The 23,811-nt window shown below is 66.6% G+C and carries 24 protein-coding genes; 14 read left to right on the forward strand and 10 right to left on the reverse strand.

The features are described 5' to 3' along the window. Positions 1-194: 194 nt before the first annotated feature. Positions 195-929, forward strand: a complete 735-nt coding sequence (locus ABNQ39_RS03815; RefSeq protein ID WP_376959087.1) for a Crp/Fnr family transcriptional regulator — start codon at positions 195-197, stop codon at positions 927-929. A gap of 116 nt (positions 930-1,045) precedes the next feature. Here the strand turns inward: ABNQ39_RS03815 and ABNQ39_RS03820 are convergent, their stop codons facing one another. Continuing rightward, a complete protein-coding gene (locus ABNQ39_RS03820) occupies positions 1,046-1,243 on the reverse strand; it encodes a hypothetical protein (protein WP_098740011.1) in 198 nt (65 codons plus the stop codon). Positions 1,244-1,287: 44 nt separating this feature from the next. Then, on the reverse strand, positions 1,288-1,482 hold the full coding sequence (locus ABNQ39_RS03825; RefSeq protein ID WP_376959089.1) for a hypothetical protein: 195 nt from the start codon (positions 1,480-1,482) through the stop codon (positions 1,288-1,290). A 261-nt stretch (positions 1,483-1,743) separates the two neighbouring features. Between ABNQ39_RS03825 and hisE the strand changes: the two genes are divergently transcribed. Then, the gene (gene hisE / locus ABNQ39_RS03830; protein ID WP_376959753.1) at positions 1,744-2,178 is read left to right on the forward strand and encodes a phosphoribosyl-ATP diphosphatase; all 435 of its coding nucleotides are present in this window, start codon (positions 1,744-1,746) and stop codon (positions 2,176-2,178) included. Between the two features lie 98 nt (positions 2,179-2,276). Here hisE and ABNQ39_RS03835 read toward each other — a convergent pair whose 3' ends face one another. Next, the gene (locus tag ABNQ39_RS03835; RefSeq protein WP_376959091.1) at positions 2,277-3,884 is read right to left on the reverse strand and encodes a sensor histidine kinase; all 1,608 of its coding nucleotides are present in this window, start codon (positions 3,882-3,884) and stop codon (positions 2,277-2,279) included. 573 nt (positions 3,885-4,457) lie between these two features. Between ABNQ39_RS03835 and ABNQ39_RS03840 the strand changes: the two genes are divergently transcribed. From ABNQ39_RS03840 to ABNQ39_RS03855, 4 genes are all read left to right on the forward strand, one after another. Further along, a complete protein-coding gene (locus tag ABNQ39_RS03840) occupies positions 4,458-6,227 on the forward strand; it encodes a hybrid sensor histidine kinase/response regulator (protein ID WP_376959093.1) in 1,770 nt (589 codons plus the stop codon). 97 nt (positions 6,228-6,324) lie between these two features. Then, positions 6,325-6,897 (forward strand): SiaB family protein kinase, encoded by a 573-nt coding sequence (locus ABNQ39_RS03845; protein WP_376959095.1) that lies wholly within the window; start codon positions 6,325-6,327, stop codon positions 6,895-6,897. Next, positions 6,894-7,319, forward strand: a complete 426-nt coding sequence (locus ABNQ39_RS03850) for a DUF1987 domain-containing protein (protein ID WP_376959097.1) — start codon at positions 6,894-6,896, stop codon at positions 7,317-7,319. The genes ABNQ39_RS03845 and ABNQ39_RS03850 overlap by 4 nt, the downstream gene beginning before the upstream one ends. After that, on the forward strand, positions 7,316-8,365 hold the full coding sequence (locus tag ABNQ39_RS03855; protein ID WP_376959099.1) for a sensor histidine kinase: 1,050 nt from the start codon (positions 7,316-7,318) through the stop codon (positions 8,363-8,365). Before ABNQ39_RS03850 ends, ABNQ39_RS03855 begins: the two co-directional genes overlap by 4 nt. A gap of 10 nt (positions 8,366-8,375) precedes the next feature. Here ABNQ39_RS03855 and ABNQ39_RS03860 read toward each other — a convergent pair whose 3' ends face one another. The 4 genes from ABNQ39_RS03860 to ftsH all read right to left on the reverse strand — a co-directional run bounded on the left by ABNQ39_RS03860 (position 8,376) and on the right by ftsH (position 13,625). Beyond that, the gene (locus tag ABNQ39_RS03860) at positions 8,376-9,137 is read right to left on the reverse strand and encodes a response regulator transcription factor (RefSeq protein WP_376959101.1); all 762 of its coding nucleotides are present in this window, start codon (positions 9,135-9,137) and stop codon (positions 8,376-8,378) included. A 173-nt stretch (positions 9,138-9,310) separates the two neighbouring features. Continuing rightward, positions 9,311-10,924: a SpoIIE family protein phosphatase gene (locus ABNQ39_RS03865; protein WP_376959103.1), complete on the reverse strand. Its 1,614-nt coding sequence runs from the start codon at positions 10,922-10,924 to the stop codon at positions 9,311-9,313. Next, positions 10,921-11,667, reverse strand: a complete 747-nt coding sequence (locus ABNQ39_RS03870; protein ID WP_376959105.1) for a substrate-binding periplasmic protein — start codon at positions 11,665-11,667, stop codon at positions 10,921-10,923. The genes ABNQ39_RS03865 and ABNQ39_RS03870 overlap by 4 nt, the downstream gene beginning before the upstream one ends. Positions 11,668-11,843: 176 nt before the next feature. Beyond that, positions 11,844-13,625: an ATP-dependent zinc metalloprotease FtsH gene (gene ftsH / locus ABNQ39_RS03875; protein ID WP_376959106.1), complete on the reverse strand. Its 1,782-nt coding sequence runs from the start codon at positions 13,623-13,625 to the stop codon at positions 11,844-11,846. Positions 13,626-13,864: 239 nt separating this feature from the next. On the opposite strand from ftsH, the gene ABNQ39_RS03880 reads away from it, so the two are divergent. From ABNQ39_RS03880 to ABNQ39_RS03895, 4 genes are all read left to right on the forward strand, one after another. Then, a complete protein-coding gene (locus ABNQ39_RS03880; protein WP_098740001.1) occupies positions 13,865-14,689 on the forward strand; it encodes an ABC transporter ATP-binding protein in 825 nt (274 codons plus the stop codon). 7 nt (positions 14,690-14,696) lie between these two features. After that, a complete protein-coding gene (locus ABNQ39_RS03885; RefSeq protein WP_109050018.1) occupies positions 14,697-15,497 on the forward strand; it encodes an ABC transporter permease in 801 nt (266 codons plus the stop codon). Between the two features lie 47 nt (positions 15,498-15,544). Beyond that, entirely contained in the window at positions 15,545-16,573 is a 1,029-nt protein-coding gene (locus ABNQ39_RS03890) for an ABC transporter substrate-binding protein (protein ID WP_376959107.1), read from the forward strand. A gap of 151 nt (positions 16,574-16,724) precedes the next feature. After that, positions 16,725-17,159 (forward strand): ArsC/Spx/MgsR family protein, encoded by a 435-nt coding sequence (locus ABNQ39_RS03895; RefSeq protein WP_376959108.1) that lies wholly within the window; start codon positions 16,725-16,727, stop codon positions 17,157-17,159. 6 nt (positions 17,160-17,165) lie between these two features. Here ABNQ39_RS03895 and ABNQ39_RS03900 read toward each other — a convergent pair whose 3' ends face one another. Continuing rightward, positions 17,166-17,561, reverse strand: a complete 396-nt coding sequence (locus ABNQ39_RS03900; protein WP_014247936.1) for an acyl-CoA thioesterase — start codon at positions 17,559-17,561, stop codon at positions 17,166-17,168. 108 nt (positions 17,562-17,669) lie between these two features. On the opposite strand from ABNQ39_RS03900, the gene parE reads away from it, so the two are divergent. Both parE and ABNQ39_RS03910 read left to right on the forward strand, forming a co-directional pair. Further along, complete coding sequence (gene parE, locus ABNQ39_RS03905; protein ID WP_376959109.1) at positions 17,670-19,658, forward strand: DNA topoisomerase IV subunit B; 1,989 nt, start codon at positions 17,670-17,672, stop codon at positions 19,656-19,658. A gap of 134 nt (positions 19,659-19,792) precedes the next feature. Further along, complete coding sequence (locus ABNQ39_RS03910; RefSeq protein WP_376959110.1) at positions 19,793-20,347, forward strand: hypothetical protein; 555 nt, start codon at positions 19,793-19,795, stop codon at positions 20,345-20,347. Positions 20,348-20,358: 11 nt separating this feature from the next. On the opposite strand, the gene ABNQ39_RS03915 is transcribed toward ABNQ39_RS03910, so the two are convergent. Continuing rightward, positions 20,359-21,099 (reverse strand): alpha/beta fold hydrolase, encoded by a 741-nt coding sequence (locus tag ABNQ39_RS03915; protein WP_376959111.1) that lies wholly within the window; start codon positions 21,097-21,099, stop codon positions 20,359-20,361. Positions 21,100-21,115: 16 nt separating this feature from the next. Then, positions 21,116-21,661 (reverse strand): hydrolase, encoded by a 546-nt coding sequence (locus ABNQ39_RS03920; RefSeq protein ID WP_376959112.1) that lies wholly within the window; start codon positions 21,659-21,661, stop codon positions 21,116-21,118. 257 nt (positions 21,662-21,918) lie between these two features. Here ABNQ39_RS03920 and ABNQ39_RS03925 point away from each other — a divergent pair, with 257 nt between their 5' ends. Then, positions 21,919-23,502: a DEAD/DEAH box helicase gene (locus tag ABNQ39_RS03925; protein ID WP_376959113.1), complete on the forward strand. Its 1,584-nt coding sequence runs from the start codon at positions 21,919-21,921 to the stop codon at positions 23,500-23,502. A gap of 4 nt (positions 23,503-23,506) precedes the next feature. Then, positions 23,507-23,749: an Lrp/AsnC ligand binding domain-containing protein gene (locus ABNQ39_RS03930; protein ID WP_085089209.1), complete on the forward strand. Its 243-nt coding sequence runs from the start codon at positions 23,507-23,509 to the stop codon at positions 23,747-23,749. The last annotated feature ends 62 nt before the right edge of the window (positions 23,750-23,811 follow it).

Raw genomic sequence — 23,811 nt, forward strand, 5'->3', positions numbered from 1 at the left:
GATGGGACTGGCCAATGGGAAATTCGGCGAGGCGTCACCCCCTTCTGCGCGCTCGGCGTTAACGGAGGGTTGACACCGGCCAATAGTCACAGCGCCTTCCACCTTTGCGCAGGTCACGCTATCCTTCGGGGCAACATACAGTCCGGGGCGAAGCCGGAATCTTCCGTGCCAAAGACCGACATGACGAAACCAGAATGACAAAACCCGACAGCCCGGCCGATGGGCTGGCCGAGGCATCCGCCGCCGGCCTGGACCGCATCGAGCTGCTTCGCCCGCTGTCCGCCGACCAGCGCACCGCGGTGGCGCGCCAATGCCGCTGGCGCCGGTTCGCTCCCGACGAGCAGTTGATCGACCATTGGGCCGACACCCGCGACGTGGCTTTCGTGGTCGAAGGGCGGGTGCGGGTGCTCAGCCATTCGGCCGGTGGGCGCGAAATCAGCTTCAACGACATCGAGGCGGGGGAACTGGTGGGGGAGATGTCGGCGCTGGACGGCCGTCCGCGGTCCGCGTCGGTGGTGGCGCTGGGGGAGGGCGCCTTGATCGCCTTCCTGCCGGCCAAGCCTTTCCAGGCGCTGGTGACCGCCCATCCGGACCTGGCGATGGCGACGATGCTGCGGCTGTGCGACAAGCTGCGCGGCGCCACCGACCGCATCATGGAACTGTCGACGCTGGGCGCCAACAACCGCGTCCATGCCGAACTGCTGCGCCTTGCCAAGCGTGGTTCGCGCCAGGGTGCGTCGGCGATCATCGCGCCGATTCCCGTCCATTCCGACATCGCCGCCCGCGTCAGCACCACGCGTGAAACCGTCGCCCGCGTGCTGAGCGACCTGACCCGCGACGGGATGCTGGAACGCCGTCCCGACGCGCTGGTGGTGCGCGACCTGTCACGGCTGGAAATGCTGGTCGAGGATGTCCGCGGCGGCGCCTGAGCGCGCCGGCAGGGAAGCGGACCCTGAAAAAGAAAAGGCCGCGGCAACCCGTATGGTCGGGCCGTGCCGCGGTCGCCTTTCAAACCCTCAAGACTTTTTTTGCTTTTTTTCCGCAATCAGCGGTGCAGAGACCGGACCAGGATCGCCACCGGGGTGGCCATGGCCCATTCGGTCAGGAACGCGGCGACCGGACGCAGCAGGATCGCCGCGGGGGTCGCTTCGAACCAGTCGGCGGCGAAATCGCGGACCGGATGCTGGGACTGGGTGTCGCCATGGATGCCATGATCGCCATGATGAAGGCTGAGGATGCTCATGATCGTCTCCGTCGGCTGGAAATGTCGGAAGGGGTGGCGGGGTATCAGCGCTTCAGCAGGCCGAGCAGGTAACCGGCCGGGGTGGCGGCAGCCCATTCCCGCAGGAAGGCGCCGACCGGACGCAGGACCAGATAGGCCGGGGTGGCTTCGAACCAGGCCACCGGGAATTCGGCGACGGCGTGCAGGGCATCGGTCGAAGCGTGGTGTTCGGTGCCGGGCTGGAAAGTGGTGGTGGTCATTGTCGTCTCCATCGGGCTGTTGAGGAGACTATATACTGGTATACCCAATGCCAAATACGCGGCCTTTGCATTGCTGGATGCTGCAAAAATTACAGCTATACAGAGGTTTCCTTTGGCAAATCGTCATCTGCCAAATCAATCAGTTTAACGAACTATAGGCGTGCGGCGATGCCATGCGGACTGCTCGCGCCGCATCCCCCGGATGTTCGGCCGACCAACCAACATCTTGACAGTGCTGCCGGAAAAAACGACTTGAGAGGGATGGTTCAGTATATCGGCCCCGATCCGCTCCGCAGTCTCTACGACGCCGTCCAAACGATGCGGCGCGAACCGTCCGCCATTCCCGAGACCTCCCGCACCGGAAAGCTGCTGGCCCAAGGCCGCGCCCGCATGGCGCGCAAGGTGGGAGAGGAGGCGATCGAGGTGGCGATCGAGGCGATGCGCGGCGACCGCGGCGCGCTGGTGATGGAGGCGGCGGACCTGCTCTACAATCTGGTGGTCCTGATGGCCGACCTGGATATCGCCCCCGACGAGATCCTGGCGGAGCTGCGGCGGCGCGAACTGGCCTATGGCATAGCCGAGAAGCTGCCGAAATCGGACGACCCCACCAACGGTGTCGCCGCCGGCCATGACAAGCCGCTTCCCCCCAAGCCTAATTCCGACAAGCCCAATCAGGCCAAACGCTGCAAGCGTTAGAGTGTGATCGGTTCAAGCGGAATCGCTTGAAGCGTGAATCACACGGAAAACCAAAAGGCTGGAGTCTGTCTGGTGCTTCAATAAGCACCAGACAGACTCTAGGCGGGGTCCGGCTCCTGCGGGAAGACCAGATCGAACCGCGTGCCCGCCCCCCTGGCAAAATGGTATTCGCCGCGGATTTGCCGGGTAAAGGCCCGGATCAGATCCATGCCCATCGACCGCCGTCCGGGTGGGGCGGCATCCTCCGGTTCCGGCGTGCCGGTGCCGTCGTCCTCGATGGTCAGGTGCAGCGATCCGTCTTCCGCCGTCACCGCAATATCGATGGTGCCGGAGCAGCGGCCCGTGAAGGCATGCTTGTAGGCGTTCGACACCACCTCGTTCAGGATCAGGGCGAACGGCACCACGCGGTTCAGGTCGAGGCTGACGGGGTCGACCCGGTGCCTGATGACGATGGTCCGGCCGGGGCGGCTGTGGAAGCTGTTGAGGTGCCCGGCCAGCGCCTCGACGAAATTGTCGAGCCGGACCGCCGATATGCCGGTGGAGCGGTAGATCTGCTCGTGGATCAGCCCCATCGTGTTGATGCGGGTCAGGGCTTCGCTGAACGGCGCTTCCAGTTCGGGCGACCGTTGCGCCTGCAACTCCAGCAGGCTGAGAATGACCTGCAGATTGTTCTTCACCCGGTGATGGATGTCGCGCAGCAGCACCTCCTTGTCGGCGAGCGCCTGGTCGAGATGCCGGGTGCGCTCGGCGATGCGGCCCTCCAGCGCCTCGTTGGCGCGGCGCAGCGCCTCCTGCGCATTGACCGCCTGCCGCGACCGGTGCAACGCGATGCCACCCAGCAGGCCCAGCAGGCCGAGCGCCGGGAAGGCCGTCAGGACATAGGGCAGCACCCGGTCGCGCCAAGCCGCCTCGATGGAGGCGACATCGGTGCCATAGACCACATAGACGGGCAGGTCGGGCACCTTGCGGCGGGCCAGCAACCGCTCGACCCCGTCGGAGGGGGTGATCGCGCGGAAGATGCCGTTCCTGTCGGGGGCGGAGATCAGTTCCGGGAAATGGCCGATGGCGGCGCTGTCCTGCGGCGCGATCATCGGGTTGCGGACCAGCACCTCGCCATCCTCGCGCATCAGCAGGATCACATCGCGGGACCCATGCAGGACCGAACGGTAGAAGTCGGTGAAATAGCTGGGAAGCAGCGAGATCTGCGCCACGCCCTGGAACCGGTGGCCAGGCAGTTCCATCCGGCGGCTGAGGGTAAAGACGACCTCCGATACGATCTTGCCGTTCATCCGCGGGCCGATGTGAAGCATCGTGCCGGGATTCAGGTGGGCGCGGAAATACTCGCGGTCTCCCGCATTCAGCGGGCGCATCGGCCATTCGTAGCTGCTGGCGCGCACCCGTCCGCTCTCGTCGGTGATCCAATAGGACTGAACCTCCGGCGATTGCGCGGCCATCGTCTTCAGCCGCTCGAACAGCAGGGGAGTGTTGTCGATCCGGTCCCAGCCCAGGTCGTCCACCATCCATTCCATGTGCGACAGGGTGGAGGCATGGATGCCCAGCGTCCTGGCCGCATGTTCCTCAAGAACGCGGGCGACGGCGATGCTGCGGTTCTCCGCCTCCGAGATCACCTGGCTGCGATACTGGTAGGCCGAAAACACCAGCAGGGCGGCGGTGAGGACCAGCGACACCGCCAGCAATGCGCCCACGGCCAGGGACGCCGCCTTGCGTCCCCCCCGTTCCGCATCCCGGCTTCCTGCGGCGTGTGAGTCCTGTTCGAGGCCAGCAGGGGTCATCGGGGCGAGGTGGTCCTTCCGCAAAGGGGATGGCCGTAAAAGGGGATGGACAGGGCGCGAGAATAGCTCAACCGCTTCATTCCGTCATCCAACAACCATGTCGGGTTAATGGCCTATACTATTTCCCTGAATGGTGGGTATCGTCCTGCCGACCGTCCGATCCGGCGGCAGTCCGGTATGAATTGGGACTTCGGCCGGGGAGCATCCCCGCAGCATGGGAAAGGGAATCCTCCATTCTCTCTCCTGCCGGGCAGCCGTCCCGTGATCAGTGTCGCACCCGCCCGGTCCGTTGCACAGCTTCCGTTGTGCGTGGGCGCAATGAACTCTTGCAAAATATTGACGAACCGATACAGCGCTGTTCGCTCATATGCGACAAATTGAAACGAATGTTGCCGGTTCATCCGATCCGACTTGGAACCGGCACCGGACGGTGGTTCCATTGTGCTATGGTGAGGGCGGTCATGCGCAGTGGTGTGGGGGCGGCGGATGATGGGAATGGACGGTGGGCTGGACGACGAGCTGCTGTTCGGCCCGGAAGACGGCGCCGTGACCGTGGCAACACCCCAGCGGCCCTGCGGGCTGCCCTGGCCCGTTCTGGTGGTGGACGACGATCCCCAGGTCCATGCCATGACCGCGGTTCTGCTGCGCGACTTCGATTTCGACGGACGCCCGTTCGAGGTGGTGAGCGCGCTGTCGGCGGAGGAGGCGAAGGCAGTCCTCGCCCGGCGGCCGGACCTGCCCATCGCCCTGCTCGATGTGGTGATGGAGACGGAGGATGCCGGCCTGAAGCTGGTCCGCCACATCCGGGAGGAGCTGGGCAACCGACGCATGCGCATCATCCTGCGCACGGGCCAGCCGGGACAGGCGCCGGAACGCGACGTCATCGTCGGCTATGACATCAACGATTACAAAGCCAAGAGCGAGCTGACCGCCCAGCGTCTTTTCACCACCCTGGTCAGCGCTCTGCGCGCCTGGCGCGACATCGTGACGATCGAGCGCAACAGGCAGGGGCTGGAGCGGATCCTCAGCGCATCGGCCCCGCTGTTCGAGATGCGGCCGATGCGCAGCTTCGTCGAACGGCTGGCGGAGCAGATCGCCCGCGTCGTCGATCACGGCGCCGCGCCGTCGGTGCTGGCCTGCCGGCCGGTCGCGCGTGCCGACGGCAGCCTGACCGTCGACATCGTCGCCGGGCTGGGTCCGTTCGCCGGCAGCATTGGCATGCCGGTGGGCGACGTCCTGACCGCCGCCGCCGCTGCGGAGGTGGCAACTGCGCTCGCCACCCAGTCCAACCTCTACCGTGACGACCATTGCGTCTTGGTTTTCCGCACGCGCGAGCATGGCGTGACCGTCTTCCGGCTGGAACGGACGGAGCCCTACATCGCCGACGAGCACCGCCTGCTGGAGCTGTTCTGCAACCGCGTCGCCATCGGGTTCGACAATGTCTGCCTGTATGAGGAACTGATGGCGCTGAACCGCTCGCTGGAACAGCGGGTGGAGGATCGCACGCTGGAACTGGCCGCCAACCAGAAGGCGCTGATCCTGGCGAAGGAACGGGTGGAACGGGCGCTGGAGCGCGAGTTGCTGGCGCGCGACCAGCAGCGCCAGTTCCTTGGCATGGTCAGCCACGAATTCCGCACGCCGCTCGCCATCATCGACAGCGCCGCCCAACTGCTGGCGATGCGGGCCGGGCAGGTGGAGCCGGAGATGCTGGAACGGCTGGCGGTGATCCGCGGCAGCGTGCAGCGCCTGACCGGCCTGATCGATTCCCATCTGACCGACGAGCGGCTGCAAAACAACGCCCTCGTCGTGGAACGGGCCGAGGTCGACCTGCAGGACCTGATCCGTACCGTCGTCCAGCCTTTCCGCGTCGCCTACCCCGACCGCGAATTCCGGTTGACCCTCGACCATTTGCCGCGGCGGGCGGAGATCGACGCCAACCTGATCGGGCTGGTGATCAGCAATCTGGTCAACAACGCCGTCAAATATTCCAGGCCCGGTGGCCCGATCCTCCTCAGCGGCGACACCGACGGCGCCATGGCGGTGATCGAGGTGACAGACCATGGCCGCGGCATTCCCGAGGTGGAGCTTCCGCGCCTGTTCGACCGTTTCTTCCGCGGGGCGGACGCTTCCGGAGTGCCCGGCACCGGCATCGGGCTGCACACCGTCCAGCAGATCGCCCTGCTGCATGGCGGTGCGGTCGCCGTCGACAGCGTTCTGGGGAAGGGATCGAGCTTCCGGGTCGTGGTGCCGGTGTGATGCAGCGCGATGTCGCTATCGCTCTCATCCCGCCTCTCTGAAAGTCTATGGCCCTTTGTCATAGGAGGTGACATAGTCGGGCGGAACCCTGGTACCGGTGGAACGTCAGGCCGCAGCCATGCTCGCCCAGCAATATGCGTCGATTAAGCGCGATCTCGACGACAAGGGAATCGTATTCTCTTTCAGCGGTTATTTGTCGGAGGGGATACTTTACTCCCTGGGCGAGGCTCTGCGCGAGAAGCTGGCCTTGGAAGCGGCCGACGGACCGACCATCCGCCGCGTCTTCTCCGTCTTCGTCGAGCAGATGCAGAACATCATCCGCTATTCGGCGGAGAAGATGTCCGGCACAGCCGGCCGCGCGGTGGAACTCAGCGCCGGCATGGTCACCATCGGCATGGAGCGCGGAAAGGTCTTCATCGTCTGCGGCAACACCGTGCGCAACAGCGAAGTGCCCCGCCTGAAGGAGCGGCTGGACCATCTGAAGAGCCTGGATCGCGACGGCATCAAGACCTACTACCGCGAGCAGCTTCGCGAGGAGCCGGACGAAGGCAGCCGCGGCGCCACGCTGGGGTTGATCGAGATCGCCCGGCGGGCCAGCGATCCCATCGATTACGATTTCAACGCGATGGACGGCGACCGCAGCTTCTTCTGCCTCAAGGTCAGCGTATGAACGTCCGAGCCGAGCGGCATGCGATGGACCGCCTGACCATTCCCGCCACCGGACGGACGCCCGGCGTGTCGTTCGACTTCGCCGGCGGCCATCTGCGGATGACCGGCGAATCCTATCCCGACGATGTCGCGGCGTTCTTCGGCCCGGTGTTCGAGGCGTTGCGCAGTTTTCTCGACAATCCCGACGGCGGTCCCATCCGCTTCGACATGGAGCTTCTCTACTTCAACAGCTCAAGCGCCAAGGCTCTGATGAACATATTCCAGATGCTGGAGACGGTGGCCAAGGGCGGACGGCCGGTGACGCTGACATGGTGCGTCGAGGAGAATGACGAGTCCATGCGCGAACTGGGCGAGGATTTCGCGGAGGATTTACGGCACGTCGTCTTCCAGATGCGGGAGATGCCCGCCGGCGGCCCGTCATGAGCTTCAACCTTTTCGCCGCCGAGGAGGAGGCCCTCGCCAAGGCCCGTGCGCTGGAGACGAGGCTGGGCGCGCTGGCGCCCGACTGCCTGCCCGAATTCCGCGACCTGATCGCCGCCTTCGAACTCAGCACGCGGGAGCAGCAGCGGCTCGTGCGGGTCAGCGACCGGTTGCAGGCCCAATTGAGCGACGCCATCCACGAGCTGGACCGCCAGCGCAGCGAGGCGGAGGCGGCACTCGATCACCTGCGCGAGGCGCAAGAGGCGATGGTCCAGTCGGAGAAGCTGGCGTCGCTTGGTGCGCTGGTCGCTGGCGTCGCCCATGAGATCAACACGCCGGTCGGCATCGCCGTGTCCTGCGCCTCGCATCTGGCCGATGCCACCCAGGCGATGCGCCGGCGGGCAGACGGCGGGACCTTGGGCAAGGCGGAGTTCGCCCGCTATCTCGCCACGGCGGTCGACACCACCGATCTGATCCTCGGCAATTGCGAACGGGCGTCGCAGTTGATCGCCGGCTTCAAGCAGGTGGCGGTGGACCGCGCCAGCGCGGTGCGGCGCACCGTCAATCTCGCCGCCTATATCCAGGACACGCTGGTCAGCCTCCAGCCCAAATTCCGGCCATCGGGCCATGCGGTGGCGGTCTATTGTCCCGCCGACCTGGAACTGGACAGCTATCCCGGCGTGCTGTCGCAGATCCTGTCGAATCTGGTGATGAATGCGCTGACCCATGCCTTCGTCGACGGGCAGCCAGGGGGGATGGCGATCACGGTGGATTGTCCGGACGCCGACACCGTCCGCATGTGCTTCGCCGACAATGGCCGCGGCATGAGCGAGGAGCACACCGCCCGGGTGTTCGAGCCCTTCTTCACCACCCGGCGCGGTCGCGGCGGCAGCGGGCTTGGGCTCCACATCGTCCACAATCTGGTGGTCGGCGTTCTGATGGGCTCGATCACGGTGTTGAGCGCGCCCGACCTGGGCACCAGTTTCACCCTGCAATTCCCCCGCCGGACACCCGACCGCGACCTGCCGGTCGAGGCTGTGACGATGTAGGAACCGGGACTCAGCCCTGGCCCGTCCCGACCACCCGGATGGGAGCGGAGAACACGTAACCGACGCCATGCACCGACTTCAGCGGCGCGGGACCGCCGATGGCGCCCTCCACCTTGTGGCGCAGGCGGCCGACGACGGTGTCGATGGAGCGGTCTTCGGGGTTCCAGCGGCGGTTGTACAAGGCTTGGGAGATCTGGTCGCGGGTCGCCGGCTTGCGTGCCTGGGCGGCGAGCAGGCTGGTCAGCTTCATCTCCATGCTGGTCAGGCTGATGCGGATGCCGGCGGGGTTGGTCAGGCTCCATTCCGTCGGGTCCAGCGACCAGCGCGCCTCGTCCGCCCCGTCGCCGGCGGCCTCGCCGGACGCCGCACCGTTGGCGGACTGGGTGGCCGATTCCGCGGCGCGCTCGCTCAGCCGCCGCAGCAGCGATTTCACCTGCGCTTCCAGTTCGCGAAGCTCGACCGGCTTCACCAGATAGGCGTCGGCGCCGATCTCCAGCCCGACGATGCGGTCGACCGTCGAACTGCGGGCGGTGACCATGATGATGCCGGCGCCATGATGGTCGCGCAGCCGGGCCGCGATCTTGAACCCGTCCTCGTCCGGCAGATTTACATCCAGGATGACGATGGCGGCGGTGCGGGTCTGCAACAGCCGATCCAGTTCCGTCCCGTCGCGTGCGCCGATGGCATCGAATCCGCAGCTCGACAGATACTCCACCATGTCGGACCGCAAAGAATTCTCATCTTCGACCACGACGATCGTCGGACCGGCCATGCCGTGTTCTCCCTATCACTACTCCAGCGGGTGCAACATACCCCGGAATGCCTAAATTTTAAAACAAACTTGAGAGGTAGTCGCTGCTTCCGCTGCTCCCGCCACGTGTGCGTCACAACCCGTCACAATATATGACATGTCTGTAACAGATACGCACAATCGGTCCAGGACTTTTACGCCGCCCGGCGGCCGGACCCCGTGCTGGAAATGGCGACTGCGTCCGTCAGCCGCACGCGGAAACCGAACAGGGTGATGTCGTCACGCTGTTCACGGCCGCATTGGAACCGGTCGAGCGAGCTTTCCACATCGGTCTTCAGCCGGTCGAGTGGGGTGTCGGCGCCTTGGCTCAACAGCGCGTGAAGCCTGATCCGGCCGAAGCTGCGTCCGCGTTCCCCGCCATTCTGGTCGATCAACCCATCGGTGCTCATCAGGAAGGTCTGGCCGGGCCGCAGGGCAATGCTGTGGTTGGTGAAGGGCGACTCGGCGCCACACCTGTCCGGCTCGCTGTCGGCCGCGAGAAAAGCGCTTGGACGATAGCCCAGGCTGCGACGGTCGCCCCGCAGTTCCGTCACGCCGCCATCCAAGCCGCCATCAGCAACGACCAGCAGCGGGATGCGGGCGCCGGCGAAGACCAGTTCTCCCTCGGCCGGCCGGATGTGGCACAGCCCCAGGTCGAGGCCGTTGTCGAAACAGTCGGCTCCGCCGCGCGCTTCCTCCTCCTGGTGCAGGGCGGCGCGGACCTTGCGGTCGACGGCGGCAAGCACCGCGGCCGGGTCTGCCGCGCCAAGCTGGTCCAGCACATTGTTGAGGATCGCACTGGCGGTCATGGTCATGAAGGCGCCGGGAACGCCATGGCCGGTGCAGTCGGCAACCGCGACGACGAATCCGTCCTCGACTTCGCGGCAGAGATAGAAGTCGCCACTGACCACGTCGCGCGGGCGCCACAGAACGAAATGTTCGGTCAAACCGGCCGACAGGGTGCCGGCGGACGGCAGGATGGCCGACTGGATCAGCTGGGCGTAGTTGATGCTGTCCATGATGGCGCGGTTGGTGGCGGCCAGCGCCTCCGTCCGGTCGCGGACCCGGCTTTCCAGCGTGCTGGTGTGATCCTGCACCGTCGCCGCCATCCGGTTGAAGCCATCGGCAAGCACACCGATCTCGTCGCTCCGTCCGGCATCCATGCGGGCGCCGTACTCTCCGTGGGCCATGGCGCTGGCCAGCTGCGTCAGGCGGCGCAGCGGACGCAGAACCATCCGGTTGAGCGTCAGCCCCAGCGCCGCCATCGCCCCCAGCAGCGACAGCAGAAGCAGCCCGGCAACCGGGATCAGCGCATCCAGCGTGGCCTGCCGCACCTCGGCCGTCGAATAGGCGATGCGCAGATGCCCGACCGTCTGCACCCGCCCTTCGCGGCCGTGCAGAAGGATGGGGCGTTCGACGGTGACGATGCCGTCGGTATCCTCGGTTTTTCCGGCGATTTCTTCGACTGCGGTCCGCGCCAGCGGCTCCTCCCGGTCCGTCTCGAAGACGGCGATGGAGCGGATCGCCGGATCGCGGGCGGTCAGCGCCTCGATCATGCGCTGGGCGCTGCGGTTGTCCATTTCCCACACGAAGCCGCTGAGCGCGTCGGCCTGGGTGGCGGTGACCAGCTCGGCCCGCCGCAGCAGTTCCTGATGGCGTTGCCCCTCGACGATCCGCTCCGACAGAAGCATCGCGATGGTGCCGAAGCTTGCCGTCGTCAGCAGGATGGCCCCGGCCACCTGCGCAAACAGGGAGGATCGCCGGTTCAAGACAATATCCCGCTGCGCCGCCACAGCGCTTCCAGGCGTCCCTCCGCCTCCAGCCGGTCGAGCAGCCCGTTGAGCCAGCCGGTGGTGAGCGCCGCGCCGTGCCGGATCAGGATCGTGTGCTCGTAAATCTGATCGGTGCGGTCGGAGACCACGACCTGTCGGGCAAGCTCCGGATCACGCTGAAGGAAGCGGGTCAGGAAGGATCGGGTGACGATGGCCAGATCGGCCCGCCCGGCGACGACGCTGCGGACATTGCCCTCATGCGTCACCGTGACACGGGTGCGATAGCGCTGCTCCAGCCGCTTGGGGTCGGCATCGAAGCCGGCGAAGGCATAGTGATAGCCGAGCCGTCCGAGAATCGTCTTCCCGCTCAGGTCGTCGAAATAACGCTGGTCGATGCCCGGCGCCGCCCTGGCGATGAACACCTCCGCATCGCGCAGAAAGGGGCGGGTGGCGTCGACCGGATGGTCCTGCCAGCCCCAGTTGCGGCATTCGAAGGCGATCATGTCGAACCGCCCCTGTTCCAGATCTTCGTAACGGCGTTGCGGGGCGGTCCTGACCGTCTCGAACCGGAATTCACCCTGCGCGCTGTTCAGCAGCTCCAGCAGGTCGCGCGTGATGCCGCCGCCGGTTTCGTCGACATAGGGCGGGAATTCATAGGCGCCGACCTGGATGACCGTGGCCGACGCGTGTGCCGGGGCCAGCCGGAGCCCAAGGATTGGCAGGGTGCAGAGAAGGGGCAAGGCGGTTCCAAGAACCGTCCGGCGGGATATCGGTCCCGACATTGCGCCCCTCTCGTGCTACCTCGAACAGAACAGGGTCAATCTACCCCGGTATGCATCCGCCCCGCAATGCAGGACATTTCCTTAGCAAGTCCGGCAAGACAGTCTCTCCGGCCCGGTAACGTCCTCTCAAAGTCTCAAGCCGCCTCGGTGGCCCTTTCCGTCTGGGCATCGGCCAGCGCGGCGATCTCGCCGCCGGTCAGGGTCTCGCGCTCCAGCAGGGCCTGGGCGATGCCGTCCAGGGCGGCGCGGTCGGTGCGCAGCAGCCGGCGGGCATGGTCCATGCCTTCGTCGGTGAGGCGCCGGACCTCCTCGTCGATACGCCAGGCGGTCCGTTCGGACCGGGCTCCCGGCTCCGCCGCCGCATGGGCGACGAAGCCGATCTCCTCGCTCATCCCCCAGGCGGTGACCATCCGCCGCGCCAGATCGGTGGCGGCGCGGAAGTCGGCCTCGGCCCCGGTGGTGACCTGATCGGCGCCGAAGGCGATCTCCTCCGCGGCGCGGCCGGCCATGGCGACGGCGATGTCGGCCATCAGCTTGGCGCGGGAGACCGACACGCGGTCACCCTCCGGCAGCCGCACCACCATGCCCAGCGCGCCGCCGCGCGGGATGATGGTGGCCTTGTGGATCGGGTCGGCCTGCGGGCAGCGCAGCGACACCAGCGCGTGGCCGGCCTCATGCACCGCGATCAGCCGCCGCTCGTGCGCCGTCAGGGCGAGGCTGCGGCGCTCGGTGCCCATCAGCACGCGGTCCTTGGCGGCCTCGTAATCGGCCATGGTGACGATGACGCGGCCCTGGCGCGCCGCCGACAGCGCCGCCTCGTTGGTCAGGTTGGCCAGTTCCGCACCGGAGAAGCCCGGCGTGCCACGCGCCACCGTGCGGGCGCAGACGTCGGGGGCCAGCGTCAGGCGCCCGGCATGGACGCCGAGGATGGCCTCGCGCCCGGCGACGTCGGGCAGGCTGACATGGATGTGGCGGTCGAAACGGCCGGGGCGCAGCACGGCGGGGTCCAGCATCTCCGACCGGTTGGTGGCGGCGATCACCACCACCTCGCCACCCTCGACGATGCCGTCCATCTCGACCAGCAGCTGGTTCAGCGTCTGCTCGCGTTCCGAATGGCTGGTCGACTCGCCGCGCTTGCCGGCCAGCGCGTCGATTTCGTCGATGAACAGGATGCAGGGGGCGTTGGCGCGGGCGGTTTTGAACAGGCTGCGCACACGGGCCGCACCCAGCCCGACGAACATCTCGACGAAATCCGATCCCGACGCGGCGAAGAAGGGGACGCCGGCCTCGCCCGCCGCCGCCTTGGCCAGCATGGTCTTGCCGGTGCCGGGCGGGCCGACCAGCAGGATGCCCTTCGGCACGCGCGCGCCGGCCATGGCGAAGCGGCGCGGGTCCTTCAGGAACTGCACAGTCTCGCGCAGCTCCTCCTTGGCCTCGTCCACGCCGGCCACATCGGCGAAGACGGTCTTGGTGTCCTCCGGCCGCACGCGGGTGGCGCGGCCCATGCCGAAGAACTGCCCACCGCTCATCAGCAGCCCGCCGATCAGCAGGGCCACCACCACGAAGGGGGCGGCGCGGTCCAGCACGCTCACGGTCTGTGCCATCAGCCCGCCGGGACCCTCGTCGAAGGCGATGGCGACCTTGTGAGCGCGCATCTCCTTCAGCAGATCGTCGGTCACCGGCATGACGACGCGATAGCGGCTGCCGTCGGTTCCGACCGCATGGCCGGTGCCGTTGGCGAAGGTGATCGAACCGAGTTCGCCCCGCCCGGCCTGTTCGATCAGTGCGCTGTAGGTGGCCGGCCGTTCATCCGCCCGCTGATGATGATCGTACCAGGCGGCGAAGCCGAGCCACACGGCAAGCAGGGCGGCCAGGACAGCAAGTGCGATCAACGGGCGTTTCGGCAGCGTGGGCATGTCGGCTCCGCAAGGGGAAAGGGACTGGCTTTCGATCTATGCCATTGATGCTGGAGGGCAGGGCATGACGGCAACCGATAAGGCCCCGCGTCCCTTCTTTGACACCGTAAGCGGTGCGTTTGCGGAATGGCTCCTTTCGGATTCTACGGAGATCTCAAGCGGTTGCCGATAGGCTTCTCTTCGGACAGTATGGTCCTCCAACCAAAGCATACCGCCCGAACGATAAGGACCACACCGACATGGCCGAGGCCGCCGCCGCGGCGCCCGCCCTCCAGCTGGAAGGCGTGACCTGCACCTTTCCCTCACCCGACGGCCGGGGACGTTCCTACACCGCCGTCCAGGGCGCGAGCTTCACCGTCGCCGACGGGGAGTTCGTGTCGATCGTCGGCCCGACCGGCAGCGGCAAGTCGACGATGCTCAACGTCGCCGCCGGCCTGCTGAAGCCCAGCGAGGGCCGCGCGCTCTCCTTCGGCCAGCCGGTGACCGGCATCAATCCCAAGGCCGGCTACATGTTCCAGGCCGAGGCGCTGATGCCCTGGAAATCGGCGCTCGACAATGTCGCCGCCGGGCTGGAGTTCCGTGGCGTCTCGAAGGCGGAGGCGCGGCAGCGCGCGCTGCCCTGGCTGTCGCGCGTCGGGCTGGAGGGGTTCGGCGACCGCTTCCCGCACCAGCTCTCCGGCGGCATGCGCAAGCGGGTGGCCCTGGCCCAGACGCTGATCGTCGATCCGAAGATCATCCTGATGGACGAGCCCTTCTCGGCGCTCGACGTCCAGACCCGCCAGATGATGGAGAACGAGCTGCTCGATTTGTGGGCGGCCGACCGCAAGTCGGTGGTCTTCATCACCCACGACCTGGAGGAGGCCATCGCCATGTCCGACCGGGTGCTGGTGCTGTCGGCCGGGCCGGGGGCGCGGCTGATCGGCGAATACCGCATCGACCTCGACCGTCCGCGCGACGTGGCGGAAATCCGCATGACCCCGCAATTCCTCGCCTTGCACCAGGAGATCTGGGCGCAGCTGCGCGACGAGGTGCTGAAGGGCTACGCCCAGACCAAGCTGCGGTGACGACATCATGAGATCCCACGCCAAACGCCTGCCCAGCCGTCCGGTCATCCTGCTGCTGCAGCTGGGCGTCCTGATCGCCTTCTTCCTGATCTGGCATGTCCTGACCGACACCAAGATCCTCAGCCCCTTCTTCTTCGGCACGCCGGGGGCGGTGCTGGCCCGCACCTGGGCCGACTTTGCGTCGGGCGTCATCTGGTACCATCTCGGTATCACGCTGCTGGAGACCGCGCTGGCCTTCATCATCGGCACGGTGGCCGGCATCGCCTTCGGCTTCTGGTTCGCCCGCGCGCCGTTGGTCTCCGTCGTCTTCGACCCCTACATCAAGGCGGTCAACGCGCTGCCCCGCGTGGTGCTGGCGCCGATCTTCGCGCTGTGGCTCGGGCTCGGCATCTGGTCGAAGGTGGCGCTGGGGGTGACGCTGGTCTTCTTCATCGTCTTCTTCAACGTCTACCAGGGCGTGAAGGAGGTGAGCCCGGTGGTTCTGGCCAATGCCCGCATGCTGGGCGCCAGCTCGCGCGACCTGTTCCGGCACGTCTATCTGCCCTCGGCCCTGTCCTGGGTCTTCTCCTCGCTGCACACCGCCGTCGGCTTCGCCATGGTCGGTGCGGTGGTGGGCGAGTATCTGGGCTCCGCCGCCGGCCTCGGCTACCGCATCCATCAGGCGGAAGGCGTGTTCGACACGGTCGGCGTCTTCTCCGGCATGTTGGTTCTGACGATCTTCGTCGTCCTGATCGATGCCGCCGTCACCATGATCGAGAAGCGGCTTCTGCACTGGCGCCCGCAGGACACCGGCGGCGGGCAGCATTGAAATCCAATCGGGAAATCCAACAGGAAAATTCAAAAGGGAGGCAACCAATGACGCTCAAATCGCTGATCGCGGCCGCCGCGGTCGCCCTGACCCTGGGAACCTCCGGCTTGGCCGCGGCCCAGGGCAAGCTTGAGAAGACCGACATCAAGATCGCCGTCGGCGGCAAGCCGCTGCTCTATTACCTGCCGCTGACTCTGGCCGAGCGGCTCGGCTACTTCAAGGACGCCGGGCTGAACGTCGAGGTCAGCGACTTCGGCGGCGGCGCCAAGAGCCTCCAGGCCCTCGTCGGCGGCTCCGCCGATGTCGTGACCGGCGCCTACGACCACACCATCCAGATGCAGGCCAAGGGCCAGCCCATCGTCGCGGTGACGCAGCTCGGCCGCTATCCCGGCATCGTGCTGGCGTCGGTCAACAAGTCCGGCACTGTCAAGTCGTTGCAGGATCTGAAGGGCAAGAAGGTCGGCGTCACCGCCCCCGGTTCCTCGACCAACTTCATGCTGAACCATGTGCTGACGTCGCTCGGCTTGAAGCCGGAGGATGCCTCGGTCATCGGCGTCGGCGGCGGCCCCAGCGCCATTGCGGCGATCAAGCGCGGCGAGATCGACGCCATCGTCAATCTGGACCCGGTGATCAGCCAGGCCCAGGCCGACGGCGACATCACCATCCTGGCCGACACCCGGACCGAGAAGGGCACGATGGACGTCTATGGCGGCCCCTATCCCGCCGCCGTGCTCTACATGAAGCCGGACTTCATCAAGGAGAACCCGAAGACCACCCAGGCGCTGGCCGACGTCTTCGTCCGCACCATGCTGTGGCTGAACAAGGCCAGCACCGACGACGTGCTGAAAGTGCTGCCGGAAGAGTATTTCCTGGGCAACAAGTCGCTCTACGCCCAGGCCTTCGAGCATTCCAAGCCGACCTACTCGCCGGACGGCCGCTTCACCCAGGAGGGGGCCGATGCCGCCCTGAAGGTGCTGAAGGCCTTCGACCCGGCGGTGGCGTCCGCCAGCATCGACCTGTCCAAGACCTACACCAACCAGTATGTCGAGGATGCGCTGAAGCGCCTGCAGAAGTGAGCCTCCGGGCCCGCTTCTGAGTACCCATAGAAAAAATGTGGGCGCGGCATTCTGTCGCGCCCTTTTTCATGCTGCACCGCCGTTAGACTGGACGAAATCGGTCCTGATTGCTCCCCGGATCAGGACCGCCCATCCAGCAGCGGAGTGTCCCATGGCCGAAGTGATTTTCTACGGACTGGCCGGTTGCCCGGCGAACGCCAGGCAAAAACAGCAGTTGGCCGCCGCCGGCCACCGTCTGGTAGACCGCGACCTCGCCACCGCCGAGTTGACCGCCGCCGAGCTGCGCGCCTTCTTCGGCGACAAGGAGGTCGATGCCTGGTTCAACCGCCGTGCCGCAGCGGTGAAGTCCGGCGCCGTGACACCCGGCGCCCTTGACGACTCTGCCGCGCTGGCGGCGATGCTGGCCGACCGCGACCTGATCCGCCGCCCGCTGATCCAGGTGGGCGACCGCCGCGAGGCCGGCTTCGACCCCACCACGCTCCACGCCTGGATCGGTCTGACCTCCGGCGAAAGCTGCGACGACAAGCACGCCCGCGGCCAGTGCGACCACGGCCACCAGCATTTCGTCAAGGCGCCGGCTGCCTGAGGCGCCTTACTCAGGCGGCACTTCGCGTGGCTTGCGGTCCTCGCCGATGGCGACATAGGTGAAGACGCCCTCCGTCACCTTGATCGGGTCGGAACCGGACCGTTCGCGGCGCACCCAGGTCTCGATGCGGACGCGCAGCGAGGTGCGGCCGACCTTCTCGATCCGGGCGAAGCAGCTGACCTCGTCGCCGACGAAGACCGGCTTGTGGAAGGTCATCGCCTCGATCCCGACGGTGGCGACGCGGCCATGGCTGCGCCGCACCGCCACCGTCCCGCCGGCCAGATCCATCTGTGCCAGCAGCCATCCGCCGAAGATGTCGCCGTTCGGATTGGTGTCCGCCGGCATCGCAATGGCCCGAAGGGCAGGGCCGTTGTCGAAGTCGTATGCGTCCGCTGCGCTCATGCTTCCTCCGGCGTCATAAAAATTTTGCCCACAAAACCATGTGGCGACGCAGTATAAGCGGCCCAGGATGCGCTTGCGCACCCCTGACGAAATTCCTATCATCCCGTCATGAGCGATCTTTTCGAGAACACGGCCTCCAAGGCCGACAGCTATTCCGCCCAGGACATCGAGGTTCTGGAGGGGCTGGAGCCTGTCCGGCGCCGGCCGGGCATGTATATCGGCGGCACCGACGACCGCGCGCTGCACCATCTGGTGGCCGAGGTCCTGGACAACGCCATGGACGAGGCGGTGGCCGGGCATGCCAGCCGAATCGACCTGGAGCTGACCGCCGACTATACGGTGATGGTGCGCGACAACGGTCGCGGCATCCCCATCGACGACCACCCGAAATATCCGGGCAAGTCGGCGCTGGAGGTCATCATGACCACGCTGCACTCCGGCGGCAAATTCTCCAACAAGGTCTACCAGACCTCGGGCGGTCTGCACGGCGTCGGCCTGTCGGTGGTGAACGCCCTGTCGGACCGGCTGACCGTGGAGATCGCCCGCGAAAAGCAGCTCTACGTTCAGGAGTACAGCCGCGGCCTGCCGCAGGGGCCGCTGGCCCATCGCGGCAACGTCAACCGGCGCGGCACCACCATCCGTTTCCACGCCGACCCGGAAATCTTCGGCGAGACCGCTCATTTCGAACCGCACCGGCTCTACCGGCTGGCCCGCTCCAAGGCCTATCTCTACCGCGGCGTGGAGATCCGGTGGAGCTGCGATCCGGCCCTGCTGTCGGTCGACGCCACCACGCCCGCGTCGGAAACGCTGCATTTCCCCGGCGGGCTTCAGGACTACCTGAACGCCGCGTTGAAGGACCGCAAGACCCTGACGCGGCTTCCCTTCGCCGGCGCGCTCGATTTCCCCAACGGCCAGGGCCGGGTGGAATGGGCGGTGGCGTGGCCCGACGATGACGAGGGCTTCTCGCACACCTACTGCAACACCGTGCCGACCCCGCAGGGCGGCACGCACGAAGCCGGCCTGCGCACCGCGCTGACCCGCGGCCTGAAGGCCTATGGCGAGCTGACCAGCAACAAGCGCGCCGGTCAGGTCACGTCCGACGACGTGATGGGCGACGCCTGCGTCCTGCTCTCCGTCTTCATCCGCGAACCGCATTTCCAGGGTCAGACCAAGGAGAGGCTGGTGACGGCGGAGGCCCAGCGCCTCGTCGAGACCGCGGTGAAGGACCATTTCGACCATTGGCTGTCCGGTGACCCGCACAGCGCCAACGGCCTGCTGGAACGGCTGATCGAAAAGGCCGAGGAGCGGGCGCGCCGCAAGCAGTCCAAGGAGATGACGCGCAAGTCGGCCACCCGCCGGCTGCGCCTGCCCGGCAAGCTGGCCGACTGCTCGCGGAATTCCCCCGAGGGCACCGAGCTGTTCCTGGTGGAGGGTGACTCGGCCGGCGGCTCCGCCAAGCAGGCCCGCCAGCGCGAGACCCAGGCGATCCTGCCGCTCCGCGGCAAGATCCTGAACGTCGCCAGCGCGTCGGTCGACAAGATGAAGGCCAATCAGGAGCTGAACGACCTGACCCAGGCGCTCGGCTGCGGCATCGGCAAGGATTTCTCGACCGACAAGCTGCGCTACGAGCGGGTCATCATCATGACCGACGCCGATGTCGACGGCGCCCACATCGCCTCGCTGCTGATGACCTTCTTCTACCGCGAGATGCCGGGGCTGATCCAGGAGGGCCACCTCTACCTCGCCCTGCCGCCGCTCTACCGTCTCAGCCACGGCAACAAGCAGGTCTATGCCCGCGACGATGCCCACAAGGACGAGCTGCTGTCGAAGATGTTCAAGGGCAAGAAGCCCGACATCAGCCGCTTCAAGGGGTTGGGCGAGATGATGCCGGCCCAGCTGCGCGACACGACGATGGACCCGTCCAAGCGCTCGCTTCTGCGCGTGGTCGTGCCCAACGCCGCCGATCCGGAGGAAAAGCCGGAATGCGAGCGCACGCGGTCGCTGGTGGAGGACCTGATGGGCAAGCGTCCGGAGCTGCGCTTCAAGTTCATCCAGGACAATGCGAAGTTCGTGAAAGCCGACGACATCGACGTTTAGGCGCTGGAGCTTCTTCCCTGTTTCGACTGTTGAAGGGGAAGCGGGTTGGATCGGCAGGGCATCGGTTGGTCCACTCGCTTCCGGCCACGACGTTCCCCATATGGGGGCCAGCGACACCAACGGACGATTCGACCATGCGCATGCTTCCGTCGCTTGCCGCCCTCCTGCTGGGCGCTTCCGGTCTCGCCGCCTGCACCAACGAGCGGGTGGTGGCGAGCGAGCCGACATCCGCCTACACGCGCAGCGAGGTCGCCTATGCCGCGAGCGACCGTGACCTTCGCGTGGTCCTGCACGGCAACCCCTTCGGCCTGACGCCCGACCGCTTTGCCGAGAAGGTTCTGCCCCACATGCAGGATCGGGTGTTCGGCGTGAAGACCAACCTCACCACCACGCCCAACGATACGGCGCGGCGCGAGTACAAGGTGGTGCTGGCTTTCAACGTATCGGAAAACACGCTGAACTCGGCCCTCTGCACCGAAGGGCCGATCCCGACCGCTCCGCCGGGCGGACCCATCATCGTGCAGGGCGCGTTCTGCCGGTCGGGTGGAGCGCTGACCTCCGCCACCGGCTGGCTTGACCGGCCGCAGGGACCGGACGATCCGGATTTTCGCAGCCTGATCAGCGACATGACCTTCTCGCTGTTCCCGAGCCAGCGGTCGGATCTGCTCTGCGGCAGGCCGGACTGCTGACAAAGTCAGTCTCACAGCAGCCAGTCACGCATCAGGGCGGTGACCGCCTGCGGCTGTTCCATCGCCGACAGGTGGCCGCACTCCTCGATCACCACCAGCCGCGCGCCGGGAATGGCTTCCGCCATCTCCTCATGCAGGGCCGGCGGCGTCAGGATGTCCTGGCGGCCGCAGACGACCAGCGTCGGGCAGCGGATGGCGGCAAGGCCCGGTCGGCTGTCCACCCGGTTGATGATCGCCTCCTGTTCCCGCGCATAGCCGTCGACGCCCACCCGCTCCATCTGCGCCAGGACGGAGCGGACGAAGCCCTCGTCGGCCAGCCGCTCGGGATGGATCAGGCGGGGCAGGGCGGCGCGGATGACCTGCCCGTAACGGCCCTGGCGGGCGAGCGCCACCGCCTCCCGCCGGGTCGCGCTTGCCTCCGCCGTGTCGGGGCGGGCGTTGGTGTCGAGCAGGGCGAGCCGCTCCACCCGCTCCGGTGCCCGGCGCAGGATCTCCAGCGCCACATAGCCGCCCATCGACAGGCCGGCGACAGCGAAGCGTTCCGGCGCCTGGGCCAGCACCTTGCCGGCCATCGCCGCGATGCTGTCGCAGTCCGCCAGCTCGACCACCTGCGGATCCGCTACCTCGCCGAGATGCCGGACCTGATGGTCCCACAATGCGGCGTCCAGCGGCATGCCGGGCAACAGGATCAGTGCGGGGCGGCCACCGGCGTTCGCAGACGTGGGGTTCGGGGGTGTGGAGTTCGAGGCCATGGGATGTCTCCTGCGCTCACTTCACCAGGGCGCTGACAAGCTTGAAGACGGGGGTGCCGGCGCGCTCCATCCACTCGAACAGCACCATTTCGGTGGTGACGATGGTCACGCCGGCGGCGCGCATCCGCTCCAGCGCCATGGCGCGGTTGTCGGGCGTGCGCGACGACACGGCGTCGGCCACCAGATAGACCGCATGGCCCTGCTGGCGCAGCCCGAGCGCCGTCTGCATCACGCAGACATGGGCTTCCGTCCCGCACAGCACGATCTGCGGACGCTTCAACTCCACCAGCGCCGCGTTGAAGGCCGGCTCGCCGGTGCAGCCGAAGGTGATCTTCTCGATCACCGGGGTTCCCGCCGGCAGGTCGGCGCGCACCGCCTCCACCGTCGGCCCCAGGCCGCGCGGATATTGTTCGGTCAGCAGCACCGGCACCGACAGGGCGGCAGCGCCCTTCAGCAGCATTCCGGTGTTGCGGACGACGCGGGCGGAGTCGTGGATGGCCGGCAGCAGCCGTTCCTGCACATCCACCACCACCAGCACCGAGTCCTGGGCACGAAGAATCATCAAATGCTCTCGACCGTTCCATATGAAGCGGGCCACCCCGTTTCAGGGTGCCGGCAAGCGCCGCGACTCGCGGTGTTGCCGGACGACAGCCTAGCGCAGGGGACGGATTTCGCCAACGCGGCGTATTTTCGCGTCAATTTTCGGTCTCCGAACATCGGATCTATTGACATGTAGCTTTGACTTCCTATTCTTCGGCCTCATCCAGGCATCGGGCGTCGAACGCTCGATTTCCGCACTCCAGAACAGAAACAGGTTGGATGCTTTTTTCGGAACTTGGGCTTGGCCCTGACGTCCTGCGCGCCATCGAGGACAAGGGTTACACCCAACCGACGCCCATTCAGGAACAGGCAATTCCCTGTGTCCTGCAACGCCGCGACGTGCTGGGCTGCGCGCAGACGGGCACCGGCAAGACGGCGAGCTTCACCTTGCCCATGATCGACATCCTGGCGTCGGGCCGTGCCCGCGCGCGGATGCCGCGGTCGCTGATCCTGGAGCCGACGCGCGAGCTGGCCGCCCAGGTGTCGGAGAGCTTCGAGACCTACGGCAAGTACCATAAGCTCAGCATGGCGCTGCTGATCGGCGGCGAGACCTTCACCGAACAGGTGAAGAAGCTCGACCGTGGCGTGGATGTGCTGATCGCGACTCCGGGTCGTCTCATCGACCTGTTCGAGCGCGGCAACATCATGCTGAACGACATCAAGGTCTTCGTCATCGACGAGGCCGACCGCATGCTCGACATGGGCTTCATCCCGGACATCGAGCGCATCGTCAGCAAGCTGCCGAAGAACCGCCAGACCCTGTTCTTCTCGGCGACCATGCCGCCGGAAATCCGCCGTCTGGCCGATGCCTTCCTGACCCAGCCGCTTGAGATCTCCGTCGCTCCGCCCGCCTCGCCGGCGGAAACGGTGACCCAGGCCCTGAGCCTCGTGCATGAGATGGACAAGCGCAAGGCGCTGCGCCATCTGCTGCAGACCGAGGACGTCAAGAACGCCTTCATCTTCTGCAACCGCAAGCGCGACATCGCCGTGCTGCAGAAGTCGCTGGAACGCCACGGCTTCAATGTCGGTGCGCTGCATGGCGACATGGTGCAGTCCAAGCGGACCGAGACGCTGGAACGTTTCAAGCAGGGTGAGATCACGCTGCTGGTCTGCTCCGACGTCGCCGCCCGCGGCATCGACGTCCAGGGTCTCAGCCACGTTTTCAATTTCGACGTGCCGCTGACCCCCGACGACTATGTCCATCGGATTGGCCGCACCGGCCGCGCCGGCAAGCAGGGCCGTGCCTTTATGCTGGCGACGCCCGACGACACCAAACTGGTCGGCGCGATCACGCGCCTCATCAAGCGGGAGATTCCCATGATCGCCATCGACGGCCTGGAGACGGCCGAGTTCGGCGAGGAAGACGGCAGCTCCCGCGGGCGTGGCCGCGGCCGTGGCGGTCGTGGAGCCAAGCCTGACTCCCGTTCGGAAGCCCGTCCGCCCCGTGGTGGCCGTGAAGAGCGTGCCCCGCGCGAGGAAGCCGCTCCTCTCCGTGAAGAGCGCGCCGCCCGCGAGGAACGTCCGGTCCGCGAGGAACGCCCCGTCCGTGAGGAGCGCCCGATGCGTGAAGAGCGTCCGGTCCGTGAGGAGCGCCAACCCCGCGAATCGCTGGCTGCTGCCGAATCCCGCCGTAACAACGATCCGCGCCGTGATCGTGACCGTGATCGCCGCCGTCGCCGTGACGACGACGATGACGACGTGCCGGTGATCGGTTTCGGCGACCATATGCCGGCCTTCATGCTGCGCTCGGCCCGTCCGCGCCCGTCCAGCGAAACCTCGACCGATCCGTCGCAGGAGGGCTGAGCCCGTGCAGACCATCTTCGTCATGGTCAAGTGCGATCTCGGTCGCGCCTATGAGGTCGCCGATCAGGCTGTGCAGCTGATCGAACAGGTGTCGGAGGTGCATTCCATCTCCGGCCAGTACGATCTGCTGATGAAGTGCTACCTGAAGCAGGACGACGACATCGGCCGCTTCGTGACGGAGCATGTGCAGACTCTGCCCGGCGTGCGGGATACCTTCACGCTGATTGCGTACAAGGCGTTCGCATAGACGCCGGTCGCACAGCCGGTTCCGGTGTGCGGACATGAAAAGGCCGGGCAGTTGCCCGGCCT

It is taken from the genome of Azospirillum sp. A26 (genome assembly GCF_042604635.1).
Lineage (GTDB): Bacteria > Pseudomonadota > Alphaproteobacteria > Azospirillales > Azospirillaceae > Azospirillum > Azospirillum palustre.